Origin of the sequence: Oceanobacillus neutriphilus, assembly GCF_014645515.1 — a bacterium.
Classification (GTDB): domain Bacteria; phylum Bacillota; class Bacilli; order Bacillales; family Amphibacillaceae; genus Oceanobacillus; species Oceanobacillus neutriphilus.
Map to the genome: position 1 here is coordinate 26,050 of NZ_BMLW01000019.1, position 20,876 is coordinate 46,925.

Below are 20,876 nucleotides of genomic sequence, written 5' to 3' on the forward strand. Positions count from 1 at the left end.
TAATATTAGAAAATAAAAACAGGAGCCGTCTTATGGAAAATATAACAGGAACATCATGGAGGTTTAAATTAAAACTGGCATTGCATCTTCTAATCACAGTCACAGGCTTTATCAGTGTGATTTTACATGTTCTGTACTCCCCTGATCCTTTGGTTTCTTTAACTAAATTCACCTTTCAAACGAATTTGATGGTTTCAATAACCTTCCTATGCAGCAGCCATGCCATATTATTTAGGAAGAAACAGACGAAGTTTTTGGATTTTTTCAAAAATGCTTCTGTTATTTATATGTTTGTCTGTATTTTTACATATCATTTTCTTCTTGCCAGCGGCGGGGAATATATCGGAATCCGGGTTATCACGAATTTTACACTGCATTATTTCATTCCTATAGCCGTTTTTATTAATTGGCTTCTTTTTGAACCGAATAAAAAATACAGCTATAAGTTTATTTTTTATTGGATGATCTATCCAGTTCTTTATTGTATTATTTCAATTGTCAGGGGGATGTTCGATGGTTTTTATCCTTACTTCTTTTTAAATCCAAATGGGGAAATCCCGTCAGGTGTTGGCAGTTATTCCAATGTCGCATTCTTTATTGCCGTTTTTTTATTCGTTTATATTATTCTTGGTTTTTTACTGATCATATTAAATCGAATATTCATGCGTGAGGATAATAGAAAAGATGTATTTGATAGTTAATAAAAATAAGGAAAGGGGGTCACGTAGATGGCCGGTAATATACTTATTAGTAATTTGTCATTTAAATATCCATCCATGATTCATCCTTTATTTGAAAACATAACAGTAAATATTGATGAGAATTGGAAGCTGGGGCTACTTGGCAGGAATGGCCGCGGCAAAACGAGTTTCTTTAAAATCCTTTTAGGAGATCTGGATTATGATGGAAATGTTCAATCCTCACTTATATTTAAGTACTTCCCGATATTTCCTGCTCCGGATAATCATCTTACTGCGGAAGAGGTATTGCTTCAAAAAAATCCGATGGTTGAACGCTGGGAATTGGAGATGGAATTATCCTATATGGATTTACCTGCGGAAGTGCTGGACAGGGATTTCTATGTCTTAAGCGGCGGTGAACAGACAAAAATTCTATTAGTAGAGTTATTTCTGAATGAGGGCGCATTCCCGCTGATAGATGAACCGACAAATAATTTAGATGTTCATGGCAGAAAGGTTGTAGGAGATTATTTGAATCGGAAGAAGGGCTTTATCGTTGTCAGTCATGATCAGCATTTTCTCAATCAGTTTGTTGACCACACGATGGCAATTAATAAAGAAAGCATTGATGTCGTAAAAGGTGATATCGATACATGGGCCTATGAGAAAAAGAATGCTGATGAACTTGCTGAAGAAAAAAATCAAAAACTTCATCATGAGATTAATAGACTGGAAACTGTTTCAAAAAGAGTCGGCACATGGGGACAGATGAGAGAAAACAGCTCCAAGGATGCCGCCGAGCGAAGGCTAGCGGCGAAACAGATGAAGCGTTCCAAAGCAATTAAAAAAAGAACGGAAGAAAAGATAGTGGAAAAACAGGCTCTGATTCATAATGTAGAGACCGTAGAAGCTTTAAAAATGCGGGTTGATCAGCCCCATAAACAAGTACTCTTACTTCGGGATTTTTCTATTTTACAAAATGGCAGGTGCTTGTTTGAACCGGTCAATATAGATGTTTATCCCTCTGAACGTTTATTTATTACCGGAAAAAATGGGGCAGGAAAAACAACCCTGCTGAATTTTATCCTTGGAAATGGTCAGTTTGAGGTTACTGGGGATTATCAAATTAGACTGCCGGATAAAATCTCTCTCTTACAGCAGCAAAATCAGCTGGACGAGGATCATGCTTCTATTCTTCAACAGCTGACAGCAGAGGAAAAGCAGTCTTATCTGCATTTGCTGCGGCAGCTAGGCTCTAAACGTTCCAGTTTTGCTGATCGTTCAAGTGACCATTGGAGTTCGGGAGAGCAGAAGAAAGTATTTTTGGCAAATGCATTGCTAGGCAATCATTCCTTATTTGTATGGGATGAAGTGACAAACTATTTAGATATGATGGTGATTGATCAATTAATTGCAGCGATAAATAAATATAAACCTACAATGATCGGCGTAGATCATAATGAACATTTTGTAAGCTCTGCTGCAACGAAGACGCTGGAGCTGATTAAGAAAAGGAACAGGTGATGCAGATGATGAAAATATGGTGGGCAACAAGTGTATTTTGGGTAATATTTTTCACTGGGGCTTCGGTTGTTATTGGAGTTCGAAATGTAGATGGAGCAGGAGTAGTGCAGACTCCAGAATTAAAAATGCTGGCGTATATTATTTTGGGAGGTTTTTTCGTCGTTGTTCTGGTGGGGCAGCTGTTATTCCTCTATTTTGCCAGAAAACGAAAAGCAGTTTAGTTATTGTGTTTTTATGCTGAATATTATTTCTATGAAATTTTTCAAGAAGAAGTACAGGCTGAATTTCAATAAAGAATCCGGCCTGTACCTTTTATATATCAACTATTGTAGGAAAAAATGACCCGCTTAAATCATTTTAAACTATATCGAATTGTGTCTTCCATAATCAGCTATTTATTATGTGGTGAACTTTAATTTTATCCCAAATAGCCTTCCAATTCTTTTTGATAATCCGCTCCTCGTAAATTGCAGCAAGTTCCTTTGTTTCTATAAAGAAGGGAGTCGGTTTCAATTCTAAATTAATGACATCATCTATTCCACAAGGAGAAGTAAGAACCAAATTATTAACCTTGTCTAACTTAACCCCTAGAGCAGTAGCAGTTTCAGGAAACTTTGAAATAGCATCCTCCGAAGAAGTGTAGGGAGGAAGATTATTAATGACGTGCATTCTTGCTTCATTTTTAACAGACCAGGGTATATTAGGAATGATGCTTATCAACTTATTCTCTAATTCCTTTTCAAAATTCTCATCAATGTTTGTGTTATCAAAGTAGATAACATCAACATCTGGGGTCTCCGTTCTTTCATTAAACCCATGCAATGTGTCCCAAATTTTTGAACGTACAAACCCTGCACATATCCACCAATCAGGTAAATGCAATGTACTTGCAGTCTTTATAATCTCCATCATCTTTTCATCGCTTTGGATTAGCTTTATTACATCTTTTTTATTTTTTAACATCTTTAAGTTACCTCCTTAAAAAAAAAGAACGTATATTCTTATTTTAACATATCAAAGTGAAAAGGGGGAATATTCCATTAAGATTGTCAATCAAACTTAATATCTAAAAGCAACAAAACATATGAAAGAGCCTAATCAAAAGAAGCAGTTATTAGATTAAAGAAATAATAGACTTTATTTGTGAAAGGAAGTGAAGGATAATGATGAAACCAATTATTTTGGAACACATAAAAGCATTATATACAGAAAATATAGAGCCTCTTGAATTACTGGGAGGCTTTCATAATAATGTATTTCTCAGCCGTAATCAAAATATGGTTATAAAACTATTGGATGTGGAAGCATATAAAAAAATCAATTTACTCAATGAACAGGAAATAATAGAATTAATGCTTCTGCATGGAATAAAAACCCCCAGTCTTATCCCTTCAAAAAACGGCACGCTTATAGAACAAATCAATGGGGAAGAGAAAAAATTCTATGTGATGGCATATGCATACATTGATGGAGAGGTTCTGTCTCCTAATTTGAAAGAAAATCATGTAATAAAAGCCTGGGGGAAACTGCTTGGTAAAATGCATGAAATAACCAAATTAAATAGTCATAAAATGGAGCAGAATTATTTAGAGTGGGACCACGATATAAAAAGGGAAGACTTTGCAAAAGGCCACGGTAAAATAATAGAAGAGAAGTGGCAGAAATATATGGACGAGTTTATTGCTCTCCCGAAGGATAAAAACAATTATGGAATTGTACAACATGATCTCCATAATGAAAATATTATGATTGCAAATAAAGCGATGTATGTTTTAGATTTTGGTGACGTCCGCAAGAGCTGGTATGCTTATGATACTGCGATTCCAATCTTTCATTTTATGGAAAATAACAGGCTGCTTGGCAAATTAGAACAATTGGAACTCTATCGACATTTTACAAAGTTATTTTTGGAAGGTTATACAGAGAAAACAGCTTTGTCTGAGGAGCAATTGCATTTAATTCCCCGTTTTTTGGAATACAGACTTTTATATTCGTATTTATTTTTTAAGAATTCTTTTCAGGGAAAAGAAATGGACACAAAAGTTAAAAATCATTTGGAAAAAATGCGGTTTCGAATTGAAAATGATGTGCCTTTTATTCCTGGAGATAAGAGATAACTTTAACAATACATATAAGAAAAAGGGTGATTTAAAATGAAGGCGTACGAGAATAAACAGGCTCTAATTGATGAAATTACAAAAAGAGCCGATCTATTTATCAGTGAATTCGATGCAATTAATAACGCAGATAAAGATGATACCGTAAGCGAAGTCGATAGAACACCTGCACAAATGATTGCCTATCAACTGGGCTGGATGAATTTAATCTTATCCTGGGAGCAGGATAACCAGGAAGGAAAGGATGTTATTACACCGACTCCAGAATATAAATGGAATAACCTCGGAGGTCTCTATCAAAGCTTTTATGATCAGTATGGTGATGATGCGCTGGAAATGCTGATTGAGAAATTTAACCATGATGTTGATCGCATCATCCAATTAATAGAAAGCTATCATGATAAAGAATTATTTGAGCAGGGAGGCAGACAATGGGCAACGACTACACCTTCCAGCTGGCCGATTTGGAAATGGATCCATATTAATACAGTCGCGCCGTTCAAGTCATTCCGTACAAAAATTAGAAAATGGAAAAAGGTTCGGGGGATATAGTTTTATTGATTATATAAATTATAAAATAGACAATTAAAACACATTTAAAAGCTAGCTTTAAATGTGTTTTAATATGCAAAAAATTATTCTTGACATTCAAGTTACATGAACGTTTATGCTTATAGATAGAAAGGGAGACAGGGGGAGAGCATGTTGATGACGATACAGGTATTTTCAATGAAAACCGGGATTTCCAAAAGCACGCTTCGCTTTTATGAGGAAAAGCATCTGCTGATATCAATGCGGCAGAAGGATAGTAACTATCGCATGTATGCAGAGGATCAGGTCCCGCTTGCCAAAATGATTGCAAGCTTGCGGACAGCGAAGATTCCTATTCCTGATATTCAGCTTTACCTAAAAGCAGATAAAGACAGACAGAAGCAGATGAAGCAGAAATGGATTCAGGCAATAAAAGAAAATCAGAGACAGCTGGAAATCAGTCTTCGCTTCTTAGAAAGTGATTATGGAGAAGAAAACATATATATGTTTGAAAAAACGGCGGAGAATGTCATTTGGTTTGAGGCAGAAGCCTCTCCAGGGATGTTTAGCGATGAGTTTAAGTTAAGGCGTAAACAGATGAAACAGAATCACATTCCGATTAAGAATATGTATTTGCGGTATATATCCGGAAATAGCAAACAGGTCAACGCAGAGATTGGTTTTGGCGTACCAGCTAGTATAAATACTTCCTCTGTTCCAGAAGCTTTTTCAGAAAAAATGAGGAGCAGTTTCTGTATTGGTCTTGCATTCAAAGAGGATTTTGCCAAAATTGAAGCTGCTTATCGCAAATTAATTCAATATTGTGTGACAAACAACTGGGTTCCTGCCGGCTCTATTCTTGAATGGTACCGCGGTGATCAAATGAACGAAGCGGATATCATTATACCCGTCACACATATAGGAGGTAAGCTATGAGTCAAAGAAAAAATCTGCAGGTGGAAGTTGTTGAATTAAAAGGTTCTGCTTATGATATAGGGGTGAGACAGGGTGCTGCATTAAAATCACATCCAAAATGGAGACAACAGACAGAATCACAGACAAATGAAGACACGATAGAAGCAAGGATGCAGATAGAGAGAATTTCCTCAAATCTTTTGAAAGAGACTGAGGGGCTGGCTGCAGGAATGAAAATCAATATAAATGCTGCAATACAACTGTTTGGAGGCTATAATATACAGATGCCTTCCATGGGCTGTACGACACTGGCCACTGATTCCTTTTATGTGAGAAATTATGATTTCAACGATGAATTATATGACGCCAGACTTGTCTTAATCAAACCGGATAACGGGTATGCGAGCATCGGATTCAGCCAGCAGATTACAGGCAGACTGGATGGTATGAATGAAAAGGGGCTTATTATTGGGCTACATTTGGTAAATGAAAAAATTAGCCAAGAAGGTTTTTTGGCAACAGCAGTTTGCCGCCTTGTTCTGGAGCAATGCGCTGTTACAGATGAAGCAGTATCGCTTATTAAACAAATTCCTCACCAATATTGTGTTAACTTTTCGATAATGGATAAGGAAGGAAATAATGCCATTGTGGAAGCATCACCTGAAAAACAGATTGTTCGTAAAAATGCCCAGCTTATTTGTACAAATCATTTTGAAACGGAGCAGTTAAACGGGAAAAATAGAGCAGTCATTAATGGATCATTGAATCGGAAAAAATATTTATCAGCACTGGAAAAAGAAAAATTGACGTCAGATTCTGTCTATCCTATTTTTAACAGGGAACACTCCCCCTTGTTTTTCAAACACTATAAAGAATATTTTGGTACATTGCATACAGTTGTTTATTGTCCCAAAGATTTAAGTGTAATGATTGGTGTTGGCGGAGATTGTGCTCCTTATGAATTGTTCTTTGCTGAATGGCTTAAAGGAAAGGGAAAGCTGCCTGTCATGCTTGAAGGAGAGATAATAAGCTGAAATTTCCTGAAGACGCTAAAAATCAATCATGTTACATCTTGAATTTTCAATATCTGATATAATAAGTATATTACTTTGAAGGTGTGGTACGAATGAAAAATATGAATAACTTCCATCAAATATATGCAGGTGAAGCAAAATAAATAAGCCATACAAATTTTGCTTCGACACACAAGGAGGAGCAAATTTTTGAAAGAGAGCAATTGGTTTATACGGTAAGTGATCCCATTTCACTGCGATGTGTTTATCCAATGGAACTGTATCGCCTGCTAGAGTCACACGGTTTTGAATTAATAAGCTTATATGGTTCCTGAAAAAAATGCCCTTTTATGAAAGATAGCAATTCGATGACAGCTCAATGCCGGTTAAAATAGAATGGTTTAGCTGAATAATAATTACAAGGTTAAAAAGCGTATTAGCCAATTACTAATACTACCATTTAAAAACACGACTTTTACAATAAGTTTAAAGCAAATTCGGTTTTAGAATATTTAAAAAGGCAATATATAATAATAGGATAACATGGTAATTACTGAATAAGGATAAAAAATCAAAAGGTATTGATTTGTGAAAAAAGGTCATCTAAGAAGAGGCTCTCATTTTATCTTAAACATGTGCAGAAAAGGCGGGTGTGCAGGTTGAGCTATATAATAGGAGGACTTTTCTGTATTTGGGGTGTTATTGTTCTCATTAATGGTGTTTTCAGAATGAATGAAAATGATTTTAAGGCTAAGAGCAGATTTTTTGCAAATATCTTTTTTGAACTGGAATTTATTACAACCTTTTTACAAAAGCTGCCGGCATCAATAATCAAGAGTACAGTAATTATTACAGGAACAGCTTTCCTCAGCTTCGGGGTCTATTTATGTATCTAATGATGATTTTATAGTCTGGTGTTGACCTATAAAATGAATACACAAAAGAAAAATAGAAAGAACTTCACTAATGGTAACAAAATCTGTGAAGTTCTTTTATATGGATAATTGCTTATGATGAAAAATAGGATAAAAAGCACAATCATCGACAAAACGTAATGATTCCTGTAATATATCCACTATTGCAATCTATTATACAGAAGGAGGTAATCACTGAAACGTGCAATCATTTAATAAAAAACCTATCATTATAGTTCTTCTTATTGGCGGATTCATTTCCATTTTAAATCAGACAACGATGATTACTGCAATTCCGCCAATTATGGAAGAAATGAGTGTGAGCGCCAATACAGGGCAATGGCTGACGACTGTTTTTATGCTTGTGAATGGAGTAATGATTCCAATCACAGCATTTTTAATGGCGCGATTTACAACAAGACAGCTGTTTATTACTGCGATGACAGTATTTGCAGTTGGAACAGCATTTTCTGCTGTTGCCCCTAACTTTGGTATGCTGATTTTGGGAAGAATTATTCAATCCAGTGGAGCAGGCGTAATTATGCCGTTGATGCAGACTGTGTTTTTATTAATTTTTCCTGTTAAAAACCGCGGGATGGCGATGGGACTGGTGGGACTTGTGATATCATTCGCTCCGGCGATTGGTCCTGCTTTGTCCGGATGGATTATCACCAATTATTCCTGGCGTGCTGTATTCCTTATCATATTGCCTATCGCGATTATCGTCATTCTGCTTGCCGCTAAGGTAATGAAAAATGTTACAGAATTAACTAATCCGAAAATGGATATGTTATCGATTATCCTGTCTTCCTTCGGTTTTGGAGGATTGTTATATGGATTTACAAGTGTGGGCAACAATGGCTGGGACAGTATCATCACGATTGCAACATTGCTTGTTGGTGCCGTATCCTTGTTGAGTTTCATTATTAGACAGCTTCGTATCGAAACACCTATGCTGGAATTCAGGGTATTTAAAAATCCAATTTTCACCTTGTCGACGATTATTCCTATGATCGCATTTATGGGGTTGATTGGTGCAGAGACACTAATTCCGCTATATATGCAAAATGCACGTGGTTTTACAGCGACAGAAGCGGGAATTGCTCTTCTTCCCGGTGCGCTTGTGAATGGAATGATGTCTCCGATTACGGGGCGTATCTTTGACCGTTTTGGTGCAAGATGGCTTGCAGTTACCGGGCTTGTCATTATTACAGCTTCAACTTTCGCACTTTCCAATCTGGGCCCTTCTACATCGATGACAATGATTATGATTTTGTATGCGGTTCGGATGTTCGGCCTTTCCATGGTTATGATGCCTGTAACAACGGCAGGCTTAAATCAGCTTCCGAGAGAGTTGATTTCACATGGTACGGCGATGACGAACACCATGCGTCAGGTCTCAGCATCCATTGGAACAGCTATCGTTATCACTGTCATGACAACGGCGGAAGTATCAGCGGAGCATAATCCCGAAATAGCCTATCCGATGATTCATGGTATTAATGTTGCCTTTATGGTCATTACAGTACTATCACTGGCTGGGGTTGTCATTAGCTTCTTTATCAAGAATGGCAATGCACCTGAAGAAGAACAAACTCATGTGCAGCGTGATGAAAGTGAAGAGCGGACAGCCCATGAATCAAGATAAAATACAATGAGTTGAAATTTGGAATGGCGTCAAGGGTATCCTTGGCGCTGTTTTATAATGGATAGATTTTTGAATTGAAATTGTATATAAGTGAGTATATCTAATTCCTTTTTTAGGTGATTCTAATGATTTACCGAGGAATATATTTACATTTTATTGAATAGATTGTGAATTAATGATAAACTAATCATATTATTTTGTTTAAGGGAATATTTACAATATTTTTTATTTGATAAGTTAGCTAAGAAAGAAAATTAGGCATTACATCAAGACCCGTCATTCCAAGGCCCCATATAAAATCTCCCGAAATACATGTCACCCCCACAGCATATATAGTAGAGGAGATATATTCAGTTATTCATTTGTTGTCAAAAAAATGATGGCGCTTTCTATTTTGGTATTGAGCATACAATAATTCACCACATTAGATAATATTTGTTTGCAGGCAATTGTATGAGGATGCACCATTTAAATTTATATCATTCGCTGTCTAGAAAAACAGTTTACCGATTGGGGTTAAGCGGGCTAGGAGGATCCTATGAGAAGTGTGATAAAGCATATCATGATCAATTTGTTTGAAAAAAAATTCCGGACATTGATTGTCTTATTAACCGTCCTATTGACAACATTGGTTGTATTTATTGGGTTAAGTCTTAATGAGATTATTAATAACACATATACTTCCATGTTAAAAGGTGCTTATGGAGATACGAATATTATTGTCTCGAAATCTGATGAAGAACCATTGTATGAAAAGGGAGATTTAGTCACAACCAATGTATCTATTGAAAATCGAAATGACATGCTCGTTGCTCAGGGAGAAACGAGGCTGATGAACGAAGACGTTAACGTCACCTTAATTGGGATGAATATTTTGAAAGCAGAAGAGAGCGGATTAGTAGAAAAAATTACTCAGAGAGAAGAGGGGAAGCTTGAAAAGGATATGGCAGTTATCAGTAATCATGCTGCTTCAGAATACGGTCTGGATATAGGAGATAAGATATCTGTCGAAGCAGGGGAGGATACATATGAGTACGAGATTGGGATAATTGGCAAGGAGAGAGGTATTTTTTTCTCTGAACTCGATACGATTACCCTTGCTGTTACCGAGGCGCAGGTCAACACCATATTTGACACAAAAGACAAGGTAAATACTTCCTATCTATCTGTGCCCGAAAATAAAGTTAGCGCCTCTATGGAAGCGCTAAAAGAGCAGAATCCTGATTTTCAGATTCAAAATCAATCTACTGCTGCCAGTACACGTGATGAAGCTACATTTGAAACAACAATGCTGCTGGCTATTATCACAATTGTTATGATTAGCTCTTACATCATTATTTCCTTGGCAAAATTAATTGCTGTGGAACGGATGCCGGTTATCGGCACCTTTAGAAGTATTGGAGCAAGTAAGAAATTAACCAATTTTATTCTGACTTTGGAATTTTTATTTTATGGATTGATTGGTTCTATTATAGGCCTGGCTCTGGGAATGGCCATATTACCGTATGTCGCAGATGTATTTAATGAATATAAGGAACTTGGTGTCGAAACAGAAGTTAATTATAATATGGTTTACTTAAGCATCGCTTTCTTATTTGGTACGTTATTCCCGCCGATTATCAGCTATTTTCAAATTATCAGGATGAATAAAAAGCCATTGAAGGAAATCATTCTTAATACGGCACATACCGCCCAAAAGCGTTCAGCTGTACCATTTATCATGGGTATTCTTCTGCTGATAGGCGCATTTGGCTTGTATTATATCAATCGGACAGATGACCTTTTGATAAGTATTCTTTCTATTCTCTGTTTATTTATTTCCATTGTTTTATTAATGCCGGGCTTTCTTAATGCTGTGTCAGCAGGTTTGAATTTTACATTTAACCGCATTGGTTCAGGAGAGCTTTTGCTCGGGGTGAAGAACTTAGGGAATAATAAAATGGCATCAAATAATTCGAATATGATTATAGTGGTTTTTTTACTGCTTATGCTTGTTGGAATGATTGCAAGCGGGATTGATCAATACTTGAATAAATCATTAATTAGAGATTATGATATTGCTATTACAGAAATACAGGACGATCCGGAAAATTTTGAAGATGTACAAGAAATAGATAGTGTATCCGATACATATACACAGTATGTAGATACTGCAGAGGTCGAAATAGATGGTCAAGGAGAGACCTTAGGAGTTCTCGGTATTGATAATCTGGAATCATTTGATTCATTCTTTTCGGGAATAACCTTTCTCGATGATGCAAAAGAACAATTAAATAGCGCTGAGGATGGAATTGTTCTGGATGAATATCAACTGGAAAGATTCGGTTTACAGCTGGGAGATAAGATAGAGTTACAGCCTCTTGATGCAAACTATGAACCATTAGAGGGAGAAGATTCGACAGTGACAGCTACAGTAGTTGGTTCTATGGAAAGCTTAGGATTCTCTCAGAATAGAGCAACTGCATTGATTAATCTAAGTTTTTTCAAGAAGGATTTTGAAGATACATTAGGTCAGATTAATATCAAAGCTGCCCCGGGAGCTGATTTAGAAAAGGTCAAAAAAGAAATTAATGATCATTATTCAAATGCAGATATGACTGTCAATACGTTCGATGAAATTTTGCAAACACAAAAAAGTACTATTGATACATTGATTCTTGGAATGACTATTATTGTCTTATTGGGATTATTAATAGGAGTTCTCGGCATTTCTAATAATCTGCTTGTTTCCTTTATTCAAAGAAAGAAAGAATACGCTGTTTTATATTCTGTTTGTATGAGCAGAGGACAACTGGTTAAAGTGCTGCTTGTTGAAACAATCTTAACATTTATTGCTGTAACAGTGGCAGGATTTGCGGGCAGTTTAGCCATGAATGTAATTATGGCAAAGCTCTTGTATGCCATTGGATTAAGAATCGATTTTCAATTTAACACCGGCCTGTTCCTGATTTTATCTGTGGTCGTACTTGTATTGTTGCTGCTTTCCAACCTCTCGATTATTAGAAAAATTTATCGAATGAATATTGTCGAGAGTCTGCGTTTTGAATAAAAGGAATGTCAAACTTATTATAAGGGGGGATCTATATGGAATACGTAATTAAAACAGAAGATCTGCGGAAAAGCTTTCAGAATGGCGGAAAAGAAATTGAAGTGATTAAGGAAATTGATTTGGAGGTTCTTGAAGGAGAATTTGTTTCGATTATGGGGCCGTCCGGATGTGGGAAAAGTACACTGCTTTATATGCTGGGCGGTATCGATACTCCTACATCTGGAAAAGTATTTATTCATAACGAAGATATAAACAAAATGAAAGATAAGCAGAAAAGTAGATTGAGACGTAAGAATATTGGCTTTGTATTCCAATTTTATAATTTAGTACAAAATCTGACGGTAGCTGAAAATATATTATTACCGCTGACAATGGACGGAAAAAAAGCCCGTCATTACCAACAGGAACTAAATGATATTTTGCAGATTGTCGGATTAACAGAAAGAAAAAACTTTACGCCGAGAGAGCTGTCAGGAGGGCAACAGCAAAGAGTGGCTATCGCCCGTGCTTTAATCATGAATCCTAAAATTATTTTAGCAGATGAACCAATTGGAAATTTAGATAGTAAATCTGGAACAGAAATTATGGAGCTGTTCGAAAAGATTAATCAGGAAAAAAACATTACAATTCTCCAGGTGACCCATTCTCAGGAATCGGCAGAGTATGGAAACAGGACGATCCGCATGTTGGATGGTCTGATTGAATCAGATTTGAAGAAACAAATTATGTAAGTTAACAGACTGCCGGAATAATGGCGGTCTGCAGTTATTACTTTTATGAGCGTAAAAGTCTGGGTTCTGTAAAGACTTTATTATCAATAAAGGCATGAGCACGAGAGGGAGCTGACGTGAGCTGTTCATAAAGCTTGTGCACGGGATTCCAAAATCGCCGGTACCTCTCTTCAACAATCTGAGACGATCCAACCCAGGCTACATCTCTTTGTAAAGCCCGATTCACCATGGTTTCATTATCAATATCCAGCCATATTACGTAATCCCAGTGATCTGCGAGCTCCGGGTGAAGAAGAAATACACCATCAATAATCGCAATATCTTTATCTCCTGCAGTGTGCCATTGCTCTGGGATCTCCTTGTCGTGAAATGAATCCCAAAGAGCTGTCCGGCACCTCCTGTTTCCTTCAGGGCCTAGAGGCTGCAATACAAAGTCGGCAAACGATGTATAATCAAATCCAAAATCATAATAAGATTGTGGAGTCCATTCTCCTTGCTGCGAACGATATTTATGCCCTGGATAATGGAAATCGTCTATGGAAGCACGAAGAACTCCACGTGTCAGCTCGCGAACCTCCTTAGCCAGCTCATCGGAAAATGTAGTCTTCCCTGCAGCAGATCGACCATCTACCGCAACCCTTGTTGGGTGATCTAAGTTTATTGAGGCAATTTCATTAGCAAGAGCAGTGATTACAGTACGTCTCGAACTATTTGGTATGTTAGACATATTTTCCCCTCCTGAAAGTATATTTCCATGAAAAGTTAGTGAAGTAAATGAACGAATATGTGACATTCTGGGGCGGGGCAGCAGCGATTTCCCGTCTAATCTGGAAACAATTGCGCATCAAAACTCCCCGCTGAATGAAGTTTTATTTTATATTCTACCTATAAACTATGTTGTGATTGACTTTGTTAAGTGAGTTAGTGTACTATTCAAATATTACACTAACATATAGAAAGGATTAATGCGATGAATGTGTGGGGCTTTTTATTTAAAAAAGAAATTCGGCTGATGCGTTCGTTTTGGATGACAGCAGGTCTGGTTATCCTTTTAATTAGTATGATGGGGGGTTATTTAGCAACCAGATTCCATTCTGGTGTCCCAAGTTTGATATTATTCATGCTGATGTTTTTTCATTCTTTTTATCTGCTGTTATATTTGCTCGTTAGTCTGCGGAAAGAAACAAGAAACTTACCAATTTGGATGCAGTCTCCACAATCAGGTATATTATTGCTTTCTGTAAAGTTTGGAGCTGGATTTTTGCTCATGTTAGGATCGTTGGTTTTGAGTTTGCTGCTTTGGCTTTGGGTTGTGAATCTGGATATTCAAACCAGTCTGTACCAAGGAGGAGCCTATTTTCAATCATTAACTGCAATAGAAGATTTAATAAAGGAACATTGGATTTTATCATTTGTTGTATTTGCTCAACGAGGACTCTTTCTGGCAGGACTTGGAGTTCTTCTTTATTTCAGTGTGGATTTATTGAAGTACACTCTTAAAGGCTGGCGGTGGCTATTAGGGTTTGGATTGTTTATAGCCGGTGTTTTTATAACGATTTGGTTTAGTAATACGGAGTTATTTGCTTTCATGTTTCATTGGGGCAAGTTAGATCTTTCCGATTTTTCAACACTGTCCTCCTCAGGGACATTTCAAGGTCCTCCAATTGTTACTATTTTTCGGAGTTTTTTCCCGTCATATGCCGGGGACATTATATTCAAATTTTTACTTGCTGCGGTTTGCTTCTTCATTTCAACCTGGCTTTTAGACCGGAAAGTAGAGGTGTAACGCTGTGGCAGATAAATTTACAGGAAAAGCTCCGATATATTATCAGATTGCACAAAAAATATGTAATCAAATTGTTCGCGGTGAGATCAAACCGGGAGATAAACTGCCATCCGTCCGGGAATTGGCTGTCCAATATGGGGTAAATCCAAATACAGTGAAAAGAGTCTATATGGAGCTTGATCAAATGGATGTATCAGAAGTGCACCGGGGTCAGGGAACATTCGTGACAGAAAATCAGCAGCATTTGGACGAACTTCGGGAACGGCTTAAACAGGATAAAATTAGGAGCTTTGTATTGGATATGAAAGAAATGGGATTCACTCCGGATGAAATTGCAATGGGAATACAGCTATATTTTAATGATGGTATAGAAGGAGGGGAAAAGCAGGATGAATCATAATTTGGTGCAATTTGATCACGTTTCAAAAAATTATATGAAGGAAATAGCACTTGATGATGTCAGCTTTCAACTTCCTCCAGGGAAAGTGATTGGTGTTATAGGGCCAAACGGGTCCGGAAAGTCTACGCTGCTTAAGCTTACTGCAGGGTTACTACGTCCAACGCAAGGCAAAGTGATTGTGAATGGAAAGCCTGCAAAAAGACGTATATCCTCAGAAGTTTCTTATATGCCAGAGCAGGATGGATGCTATCCTTTTTATACCGTTACTGAAGCAATTAAATATTATAACAGCATATACACTGATTTTGATGAAGGTAAAGCAAAAGAAATGCTGGATTTTAATGAATTAAGCAGGAATCAGGAAGTAAATAATTTGTCAAAGGGGGGAAAGGTGCGTCTTAAAATGGTTTTGGCCATGTCAAGGCGTGCGCCGTTAATATTGCTGGATGAACCTTTGGCTGGATTAGATCCAATGATTAGAGATTCCATTATCAAAGGATTGGTTGCTTTCGTTGATCCATCTGAACAGACTGTCGTGATAACAACACATGAGGTATCAGAAATTGAACCAGCATTGGATATGGTTATTGCTTTAAAAAATGGGAAGATAGTTAAGCTGGATGATGTTGAAAATATAAGAGGAATGTATGGAGATAGTCTAATTGAGTGGATGAAAGAAGTGCTGGGGCCAAACTCTTCCTCTTTGAAAACAGAATAAAGTTAAATCTTCTTTAAAAAATAGAATATTTATCACTACTTATAAAAAACACAAAATAACGCCTGACGTAACTACGCTCAGGCGTTATTTTTGTAGTGCAGAGAAACATAAAACCATTCTAACTGGAGCTTCGGCATAAAAATAAAAATCTTCTTATCGATTCATAAAAGAGGTTGACTTTACTTTGTGTATTAGTGTACTATACAGATATCACACTAATACAGGGAGGGGATATAATATAAACTATATACGGATACCTGTAATAGTTATGAACTCAACAGGGTGGAGGGATTTTCGGGGGATGAAGTGAAGTAATACTACTGGCAAAAGGATAATAATTACTACGGCTGTGGTAGGAATTCAAGGGAAATATAACTGGGAGATGATGAGATGAAAGGAAACAATATGCGTGAGCAATGGAAAAAGATGATTCAAATGCAGCATCCGGAAAAATTGCTGAAATTCGCCCGTCAGCTGGATGGAAAAACATTAGCAGCAATTTATGGTATGGATGTAGAAACATATTTAGATTTAAGAAGGCAATTAGAGCATCAGGCTGAGGAAGCTGCTGATCAATTACTTGCAAAGCCAGGATTTGCTGGCAAGGTGAAGAATCTACCCTTTAAAGCAGGAGAAACTGTAATTGGAGCTGGAGAAAGCACAACGGATGACCTGCTTTCATGGTTTGAAATTTTACGCCATTTACTGAAAAAGGTCAGATCCCAAGATAATATTTCTTTCATCAATGAAGGCATATCAGGAAACACCTCCACACAGCTTCTCGGGCGGTTTGGCAGTATTGTGGCTCAGAAACCAGATTGGATTATTTGCATGATTGGCGGAAATGATGTTCTTCGTCTTGGGGCGGAGCCAGCTAAAACACAGGTCAGTGCAGAGGAAAGCGCCAGGAATATTTCAGAAATCAGACGGATAGCTGCAGTGAATAGTGAGGCTCGCTGGATATGGATTACACCTCCGCCTGTTAATGATGAAAGAATCGCTGCTTTTCCTCCTTTTAAACAGGGACAGTTAAACTGGCGTAATGAAGACATTCGTGTTGTTGGTAATATTATCCGGGACCAGCCCGATTCTGTTATCGATATACAAAAAAATTTCGGAATGCCAGCTTTACCGGAATGGATGCAAATGGATGGACTTCACCCATCGATTTCTGGACATAAAGAAATTGTGACCCGCTTAGTTGAAGCATTTACTGAGGATTTAGATATGTAAATAACTTTATCAAGTTTCATTTTACAAAACGGGAGGCCGATAAAATGAAAACACTAAAAGGTAAAATTGCGATTGTTACAGGAGCAAGCAGGGGGATTGGACGCGCCATTGCACTGCGGTTTGGGAAAGAGGGCGCAATAGTGGCCGTCCATTATTCCCAAAATGAAGGTGCGGCAAATGAAACTGTTCGCGAAATTGAATCATTAGGCAGTCAGGCTTTTGCGATTCAGCATCAATTTGGAGTGGAGACAGATATCCAGTCTTTTTTCAAAAAATTGGATACAAAATTGCAACATGTTACAGGAGATACTCAATTTGATATTTTAGTCAATAATGCTGGTATTTCTGGCATGGGGTTGATCGAAGAAGTGACAGAGGATGTATTTGATAAAGTTATGGCTGTTAACCTGAAGTCACCATTTTTCTTAATCCAGCAGGCACTGGACAGAATACGTGATGGAGGAAGAATTATTAATATTTCTTCTGTCTCAGTAAAGGTTATTTATCCGGGAACAATCACTTACAACCTTAGCAAAGCAGGATTAAATATACTGACCCAAAATTTAGCAAAGCAGTTGGGTCCTCGTAATATTACAGTGAATGCTCTTATGCCGGGAGTCGTAGAGACAGAAATAAATCGGGGTATGTTAAACAACCCGGAAGCTAAAAAGCATGCAGCGCAAACGTCGGTATTTAGACGATTAGGACAGGTGGAAGATATTGCAGATATTGCCGCTTTTATTGCCTCCTCTGATAGTCGCTGGATTACAGGTCAACTTGTCGATGCAGCAGGAGGAGGCCTCCTGTAAAAGGATGGAATTTACTGTAATGCAATAAGTAATAACGATGGAAACGAGGTGCGGTAAAATGGATAAACCGAAAAAGAGCTGGTGGATTTTAGTCATTGTGTCAATTGGAGTGATGCTTCCTTTTATGTATCCTTATCTGACTTTTGATCCGTCCAAAAGCCGGGTAGTGATTACATCGACAACTATTCAATATCCGGTATTGGTCACACATATTTTTTTGGCTTTTGTTGCTTTAGTGGCAGGTTTTCTTCAATTTATAAGCCGCATTCGTTTAAATAATCCAAAGATCCACCGCACTATTGGAAAAATATATGTTATAAGTGTTCTTATCAGCGGTATGCTTGCGTTCGTACTATATTTTTACGCAGAAGATTTCACAAAATCATTAGCCTTTTTCGTATTGGCTATTGTCTGGCTGTTCACAACCTGGAAGGCTTACCGTAAAGCTGTGAAAAGAAATTTTGAGGAACACCGTATGTGGATGATACGCAGCTTTGGCCTGACACTAGTGGCTGTCGTTGCCCGGCTGATCATGCCTGTTATTCTGTTATGCTATGTTACCTTTAATGGATTTACACTTCCGGGCGGCATAGATGAAATGATTGAAGAAGCTCTAAGGGTAAATATTTGGGCGGGTATTGTTTTAAATTTTGCTATTGTGGAGTGGTTCATTTTAAATCGTAAATTGAAAAAGCACTAATTTTGAAAGGATGCGGTGAGCAATACTTGCTCTCCAGCATCCTTTTCAATCCTGAGTCGAGAAATCCATACCATTTTTAGAATCTGCACTTTCCCTTTACTATTTCTAACTCCTTGAAAATTTCAGTATTACTCATATAAAAAAGAGAAATTATATATTATCATAAGCCGTCAGATATTTTTTGTGCTATAATTAGTACCAAGTAATAATACTAACTTCTAATTATATTGGAGGGGTTTGATGATAGGAACAAGGGTGACTGCAATCGGAAGCTATGTACCTGAGAAAAAATTAACCAATTTTGATCTTGAAGAAATGGTCGAGACAACGAATGAGTGGATTGTGCAGAGAACGGGCATTCATGAACGCCGAATAGCGCGTTCCGATGAATTTACAAGTGATTTATGTGTTTCCGCTGTAAAGGATTTAATGCACAGATATAATAAAACAATAGAAGATGTTGATATGATTATTGTGGCAACAAGCACACCGGATTTTCCTTTTCCGTCCGTTTCCAGCATCATACAGAATCGATTGAATATCAAACAGGCAGGAGCAATTGACCTAAGTGCAGCATGTGCAGGATTTGTTTATGGCTTGCATACAGCTCATAGTTTAATTCGATCCGGACTTCATAAAAAAGTGCTTGTGATTGGAGTAGATGCACTCTCCAAAATAACCGATTATACGGACAGAAGTACCTGTATACTTTTTGGAGATGCTGCCGGAGCAGTACTGGTGGAAAAAGATGAAGAATCAGAAGATTTTATTGGGTTCCATTTAGGCAGTGATGGAAGTGGAGCACAGCATGTCTATCGAACAAGCTTATCCAAAACAGTTAATGGAGTAGAACTGGTTGATACACAATACCTTGTCCAAAATGGAAGAGAAGTTTTTAAATGGGTAGTAAGGAATGTGCCAAAGAGTATCAAAGAGCTTTTAGAGAAAACAGAAACCAGCCTGGATGAAGTGGATTGGTTTATTCCACATAGTGCAAACCTGAGATTGATCGAACCGATTTGTGAGAAAATTGGACATCCAATCGAAAAAACACTTTATAGCCTCGTGAAATTTGGAAACACTTCAGCAGCAACTATTCCTTTGGCGCTTGATCTTGGAATTCGGGAAGGAAAAGTGAACAATGGAGATAAGGTGCTTATGTACGGATTTGGCTCTGGTTTGGTGCATGCAGGCCAGCTGTTAAAGATAGATTTTGATGAGCAGGTTAATGATCCGACACCGCTGTAAAATGATTGATGTAAGAAGAGGAAAGGATTTTCGTGATAGATCTTTTTGCGGAAATCCTTTCTTATTTTTGTTTGAAATAGCTTGTAAAATAGACGGATATTTTGTAATATATATATATGGGAACAAATGATCTGATTTATACAACAGGATTGACAGTGCTTAAATATGAAATATTGAAATAGAGTAAGTATAATTGTCTGCTTTCAGAAGTATAGATCAAATAGTAATAACTAACTAAAGAAAAAGTTTAAGGGTACTTCAACTGACTATAAATCAATTTAAAGGACTTAGATATAGAATTTATAATTTTGATGGAACAAGTTAAAATTTGTTCAATAATTTGCAAACTGGACTTTATTTTCTCATAAATACTAAAATAATATAATGTTTGGATGGATATAAGGATGGGGAATAATATACAAAAGTATTTGAAAACCAAGTAAGGCATATATCATTCATAATGGAAAGGAGCTGGATATTAATGACTACATTAACGGAACAAGACGCCAACCTGCTGACTGAACAATTATCTGAGGCACTGTTGCGATTTTCAGATAGCAAAATATCTAAACAAGAAGCTCTGAACATTGCAAATGTTGCATTACGAAATGTTGATTTGAATGATCCTGTATTCGCCCACAAGGGACTGAATTGGTACGCAAAAGAGATATTGAAGAAAGTAGATATTTAGAAGAACTTCACGAATAATAAAAAGTTTGTGAAGTTCTTTTTTTTATTACTATATCAACTATTGTTAAAATAATTTTCGTGAAAGAGTTGTGTAAATTATAATAAAGTTTGTAATGTAGCAAGCTGATTGGATTTTTAAATTTTTTGAAATATCACCATTATCAATACTC

General features: G+C 37.0%; 21 protein-coding genes. 19 read left to right on the top strand and 2 right to left on the bottom strand.

What is annotated here, in order from left to right; translation table 11 throughout:
* Window positions 1–32 precede the first annotated feature (32 nt).
* The 3 genes from IEX29_RS23835 to IEX29_RS23845 are packed head-to-tail and all read left to right on the top strand — an operon-like array spanning window position 33 to window position 2,425.
* Window positions 33–701, top strand: a complete 669-nt coding sequence (locus tag IEX29_RS23835) for a Pr6Pr family membrane protein (protein WP_188737932.1) — start codon at window positions 33–35, stop codon at window positions 699–701.
* Between the two features lie 27 nt (window positions 702–728).
* Window positions 729–2,204 (top strand): ATP-binding cassette domain-containing protein, encoded by a 1,476-nt coding sequence (locus IEX29_RS23840; protein WP_188737933.1) that lies wholly within the window; start codon window positions 729–731, stop codon window positions 2,202–2,204.
* Window positions 2,205–2,209: 5 nt separating this feature from the next.
* Window positions 2,210–2,425 (top strand): DUF3923 family protein, encoded by a 216-nt coding sequence (locus IEX29_RS23845; protein ID WP_188737935.1) that lies wholly within the window; start codon window positions 2,210–2,212, stop codon window positions 2,423–2,425.
* A gap of 166 nt (window positions 2,426–2,591) precedes the next feature.
* Here the strand turns inward: IEX29_RS23845 and IEX29_RS23850 are convergent, their stop codons facing one another.
* A complete protein-coding gene (locus IEX29_RS23850; RefSeq protein WP_188737937.1) occupies window positions 2,592–3,167 on the bottom strand; it encodes a nucleotidyltransferase family protein in 576 nt (191 codons plus the stop codon).
* A gap of 200 nt (window positions 3,168–3,367) precedes the next feature.
* Between IEX29_RS23850 and IEX29_RS23855 the strand changes: the two genes are divergently transcribed.
* The 8 genes from IEX29_RS23855 to IEX29_RS23890 all read left to right on the top strand — a co-directional run bounded on the left by IEX29_RS23855 (window position 3,368) and on the right by IEX29_RS23890 (window position 13,122).
* Window positions 3,368–4,321, top strand: coding sequence for a phosphotransferase enzyme family protein (locus IEX29_RS23855; RefSeq protein WP_188737939.1), 954 nt, complete (start codon window positions 3,368–3,370; stop codon window positions 4,319–4,321).
* Between the two features lie 36 nt (window positions 4,322–4,357).
* On the top strand, window positions 4,358–4,873 hold the full coding sequence (locus tag IEX29_RS23860) for a ClbS/DfsB family four-helix bundle protein (RefSeq protein ID WP_188737941.1): 516 nt from the start codon (window positions 4,358–4,360) through the stop codon (window positions 4,871–4,873).
* A gap of 150 nt (window positions 4,874–5,023) precedes the next feature.
* On the top strand, window positions 5,024–5,788 hold the full coding sequence (locus IEX29_RS23865) for a MerR family transcriptional regulator (protein ID WP_204799069.1): 765 nt from the start codon (window positions 5,024–5,026) through the stop codon (window positions 5,786–5,788).
* Complete coding sequence (locus IEX29_RS23870) at window positions 5,785–6,801, top strand: C45 family autoproteolytic acyltransferase/hydrolase (protein ID WP_188737944.1); 1,017 nt, start codon at window positions 5,785–5,787, stop codon at window positions 6,799–6,801. Before IEX29_RS23865 ends, IEX29_RS23870 begins: the two co-directional genes overlap by 4 nt.
* A 638-nt stretch (window positions 6,802–7,439) precedes the next feature.
* A complete protein-coding gene (locus tag IEX29_RS23875; RefSeq protein WP_188737946.1) occupies window positions 7,440–7,676 on the top strand; it encodes a hypothetical protein in 237 nt (78 codons plus the stop codon).
* A 220-nt stretch (window positions 7,677–7,896) separates the two neighbouring features.
* Complete coding sequence (locus tag IEX29_RS23880; RefSeq protein WP_188737948.1) at window positions 7,897–9,342, top strand: MDR family MFS transporter; 1,446 nt, start codon at window positions 7,897–7,899, stop codon at window positions 9,340–9,342.
* Between the two features lie 538 nt (window positions 9,343–9,880).
* Window positions 9,881–12,391 carry an ABC transporter permease gene (locus tag IEX29_RS23885; RefSeq protein WP_188737950.1) on the top strand — a complete coding sequence of 837 codons (2,511 nt, stop codon included), beginning with the start codon at window positions 9,881–9,883 and terminating at the stop codon, window positions 12,389–12,391.
* 35 nt (window positions 12,392–12,426) lie between these two features.
* A complete protein-coding gene (locus tag IEX29_RS23890; RefSeq protein ID WP_188737952.1) occupies window positions 12,427–13,122 on the top strand; it encodes an ABC transporter ATP-binding protein in 696 nt (231 codons plus the stop codon).
* 43 nt (window positions 13,123–13,165) lie between these two features.
* Here IEX29_RS23890 and IEX29_RS23895 read toward each other — a convergent pair whose 3' ends face one another.
* Window positions 13,166–13,849, bottom strand: coding sequence for a nucleoside/nucleotide kinase family protein (locus tag IEX29_RS23895; RefSeq protein ID WP_188737954.1), 684 nt, complete (start codon window positions 13,847–13,849; stop codon window positions 13,166–13,168).
* 243 nt (window positions 13,850–14,092) lie between these two features.
* Between IEX29_RS23895 and IEX29_RS23900 the strand changes: the two genes are divergently transcribed.
* From IEX29_RS23900 to IEX29_RS23935, 8 genes are all read left to right on the top strand, one after another.
* On the top strand, window positions 14,093–14,908 hold the full coding sequence (locus tag IEX29_RS23900) for a hypothetical protein (protein ID WP_188737956.1): 816 nt from the start codon (window positions 14,093–14,095) through the stop codon (window positions 14,906–14,908).
* A gap of 4 nt (window positions 14,909–14,912) precedes the next feature.
* A complete protein-coding gene (locus IEX29_RS23905) occupies window positions 14,913–15,308 on the top strand; it encodes a GntR family transcriptional regulator (protein WP_188737957.1) in 396 nt (131 codons plus the stop codon).
* On the top strand, window positions 15,298–16,026 hold the full coding sequence (locus IEX29_RS23910; RefSeq protein WP_188737959.1) for an ABC transporter ATP-binding protein: 729 nt from the start codon (window positions 15,298–15,300) through the stop codon (window positions 16,024–16,026). Before IEX29_RS23905 ends, IEX29_RS23910 begins: the two co-directional genes overlap by 11 nt.
* A 390-nt stretch (window positions 16,027–16,416) precedes the next feature.
* Entirely contained in the window at window positions 16,417–17,259 is an 843-nt protein-coding gene (locus tag IEX29_RS23915; RefSeq protein WP_188737961.1) for an SGNH/GDSL hydrolase family protein, read from the top strand.
* 44 nt (window positions 17,260–17,303) lie between these two features.
* Entirely contained in the window at window positions 17,304–18,068 is a 765-nt protein-coding gene (locus IEX29_RS23920) for an SDR family NAD(P)-dependent oxidoreductase (RefSeq protein WP_188737963.1), read from the top strand.
* 58 nt (window positions 18,069–18,126) lie between these two features.
* Window positions 18,127–18,768 (top strand): DUF2306 domain-containing protein, encoded by a 642-nt coding sequence (locus tag IEX29_RS23925; RefSeq protein ID WP_188737964.1) that lies wholly within the window; start codon window positions 18,127–18,129, stop codon window positions 18,766–18,768.
* A gap of 240 nt (window positions 18,769–19,008) precedes the next feature.
* A complete protein-coding gene (locus IEX29_RS23930; protein ID WP_188737966.1) occupies window positions 19,009–20,016 on the top strand; it encodes a ketoacyl-ACP synthase III in 1,008 nt (335 codons plus the stop codon).
* Window positions 20,017–20,497: 481 nt separating this feature from the next.
* Window positions 20,498–20,707, top strand: coding sequence for a hypothetical protein (locus tag IEX29_RS23935; RefSeq protein ID WP_188737968.1), 210 nt, complete (start codon window positions 20,498–20,500; stop codon window positions 20,705–20,707).
* Window positions 20,708–20,876: the final 169 nt, after the last annotated feature.

Bases quoted from the DNA above. Each gene is read 5' to 3' on its own strand.
- IEX29_RS23835 (WP_188737932.1), top strand. From the start codon at position 33: ATGGAAAATATAACAGGAACATCATGGAGGTTTAAATTAAAACTGGCA.
- IEX29_RS23840 (WP_188737933.1), top strand. From the start codon at position 729: ATGGCCGGTAATATACTTATTAGTAATTTGTCATTTAAATATCCATCC.
- IEX29_RS23845 (WP_188737935.1), top strand. From the start codon at position 2,210: ATGATGAAAATATGGTGGGCAACAAGTGTATTTTGGGTAATATTTTTC.
- IEX29_RS23850 (WP_188737937.1), bottom strand. From the start codon at position 3,167: ATGTTAAAAAATAAAAAAGATGTAATAAAGCTAATCCAAAGCGATGAA.
- IEX29_RS23855 (WP_188737939.1), top strand. From the start codon at position 3,368: ATGATGAAACCAATTATTTTGGAACACATAAAAGCATTATATACAGAA.
- IEX29_RS23860 (WP_188737941.1), top strand. From the start codon at position 4,358: ATGAAGGCGTACGAGAATAAACAGGCTCTAATTGATGAAATTACAAAA.
- IEX29_RS23865 (WP_204799069.1), top strand. From the start codon at position 5,024: ATGTTGATGACGATACAGGTATTTTCAATGAAAACCGGGATTTCCAAA.
- IEX29_RS23870 (WP_188737944.1), top strand. From the start codon at position 5,785: ATGAGTCAAAGAAAAAATCTGCAGGTGGAAGTTGTTGAATTAAAAGGT.
- IEX29_RS23885 (WP_188737950.1), top strand. From the start codon at position 9,881: ATGAGAAGTGTGATAAAGCATATCATGATCAATTTGTTTGAAAAAAAA.
- IEX29_RS23890 (WP_188737952.1), top strand. From the start codon at position 12,427: ATGGAATACGTAATTAAAACAGAAGATCTGCGGAAAAGCTTTCAGAAT.
- IEX29_RS23895 (WP_188737954.1), bottom strand. From the start codon at position 13,849: ATGTCTAACATACCAAATAGTTCGAGACGTACTGTAATCACTGCTCTT.
- IEX29_RS23900 (WP_188737956.1), top strand. From the start codon at position 14,093: ATGAATGTGTGGGGCTTTTTATTTAAAAAAGAAATTCGGCTGATGCGT.
- IEX29_RS23910 (WP_188737959.1), top strand. From the start codon at position 15,298: ATGAATCATAATTTGGTGCAATTTGATCACGTTTCAAAAAATTATATG.
- IEX29_RS23915 (WP_188737961.1), top strand. From the start codon at position 16,417: ATGAAAGGAAACAATATGCGTGAGCAATGGAAAAAGATGATTCAAATG.
- IEX29_RS23920 (WP_188737963.1), top strand. From the start codon at position 17,304: ATGAAAACACTAAAAGGTAAAATTGCGATTGTTACAGGAGCAAGCAGG.
- IEX29_RS23925 (WP_188737964.1), top strand. From the start codon at position 18,127: ATGGATAAACCGAAAAAGAGCTGGTGGATTTTAGTCATTGTGTCAATT.
- IEX29_RS23930 (WP_188737966.1), top strand. From the start codon at position 19,009: ATGATAGGAACAAGGGTGACTGCAATCGGAAGCTATGTACCTGAGAAA.
- IEX29_RS23935 (WP_188737968.1), top strand. From the start codon at position 20,498: ATGACTACATTAACGGAACAAGACGCCAACCTGCTGACTGAACAATTA.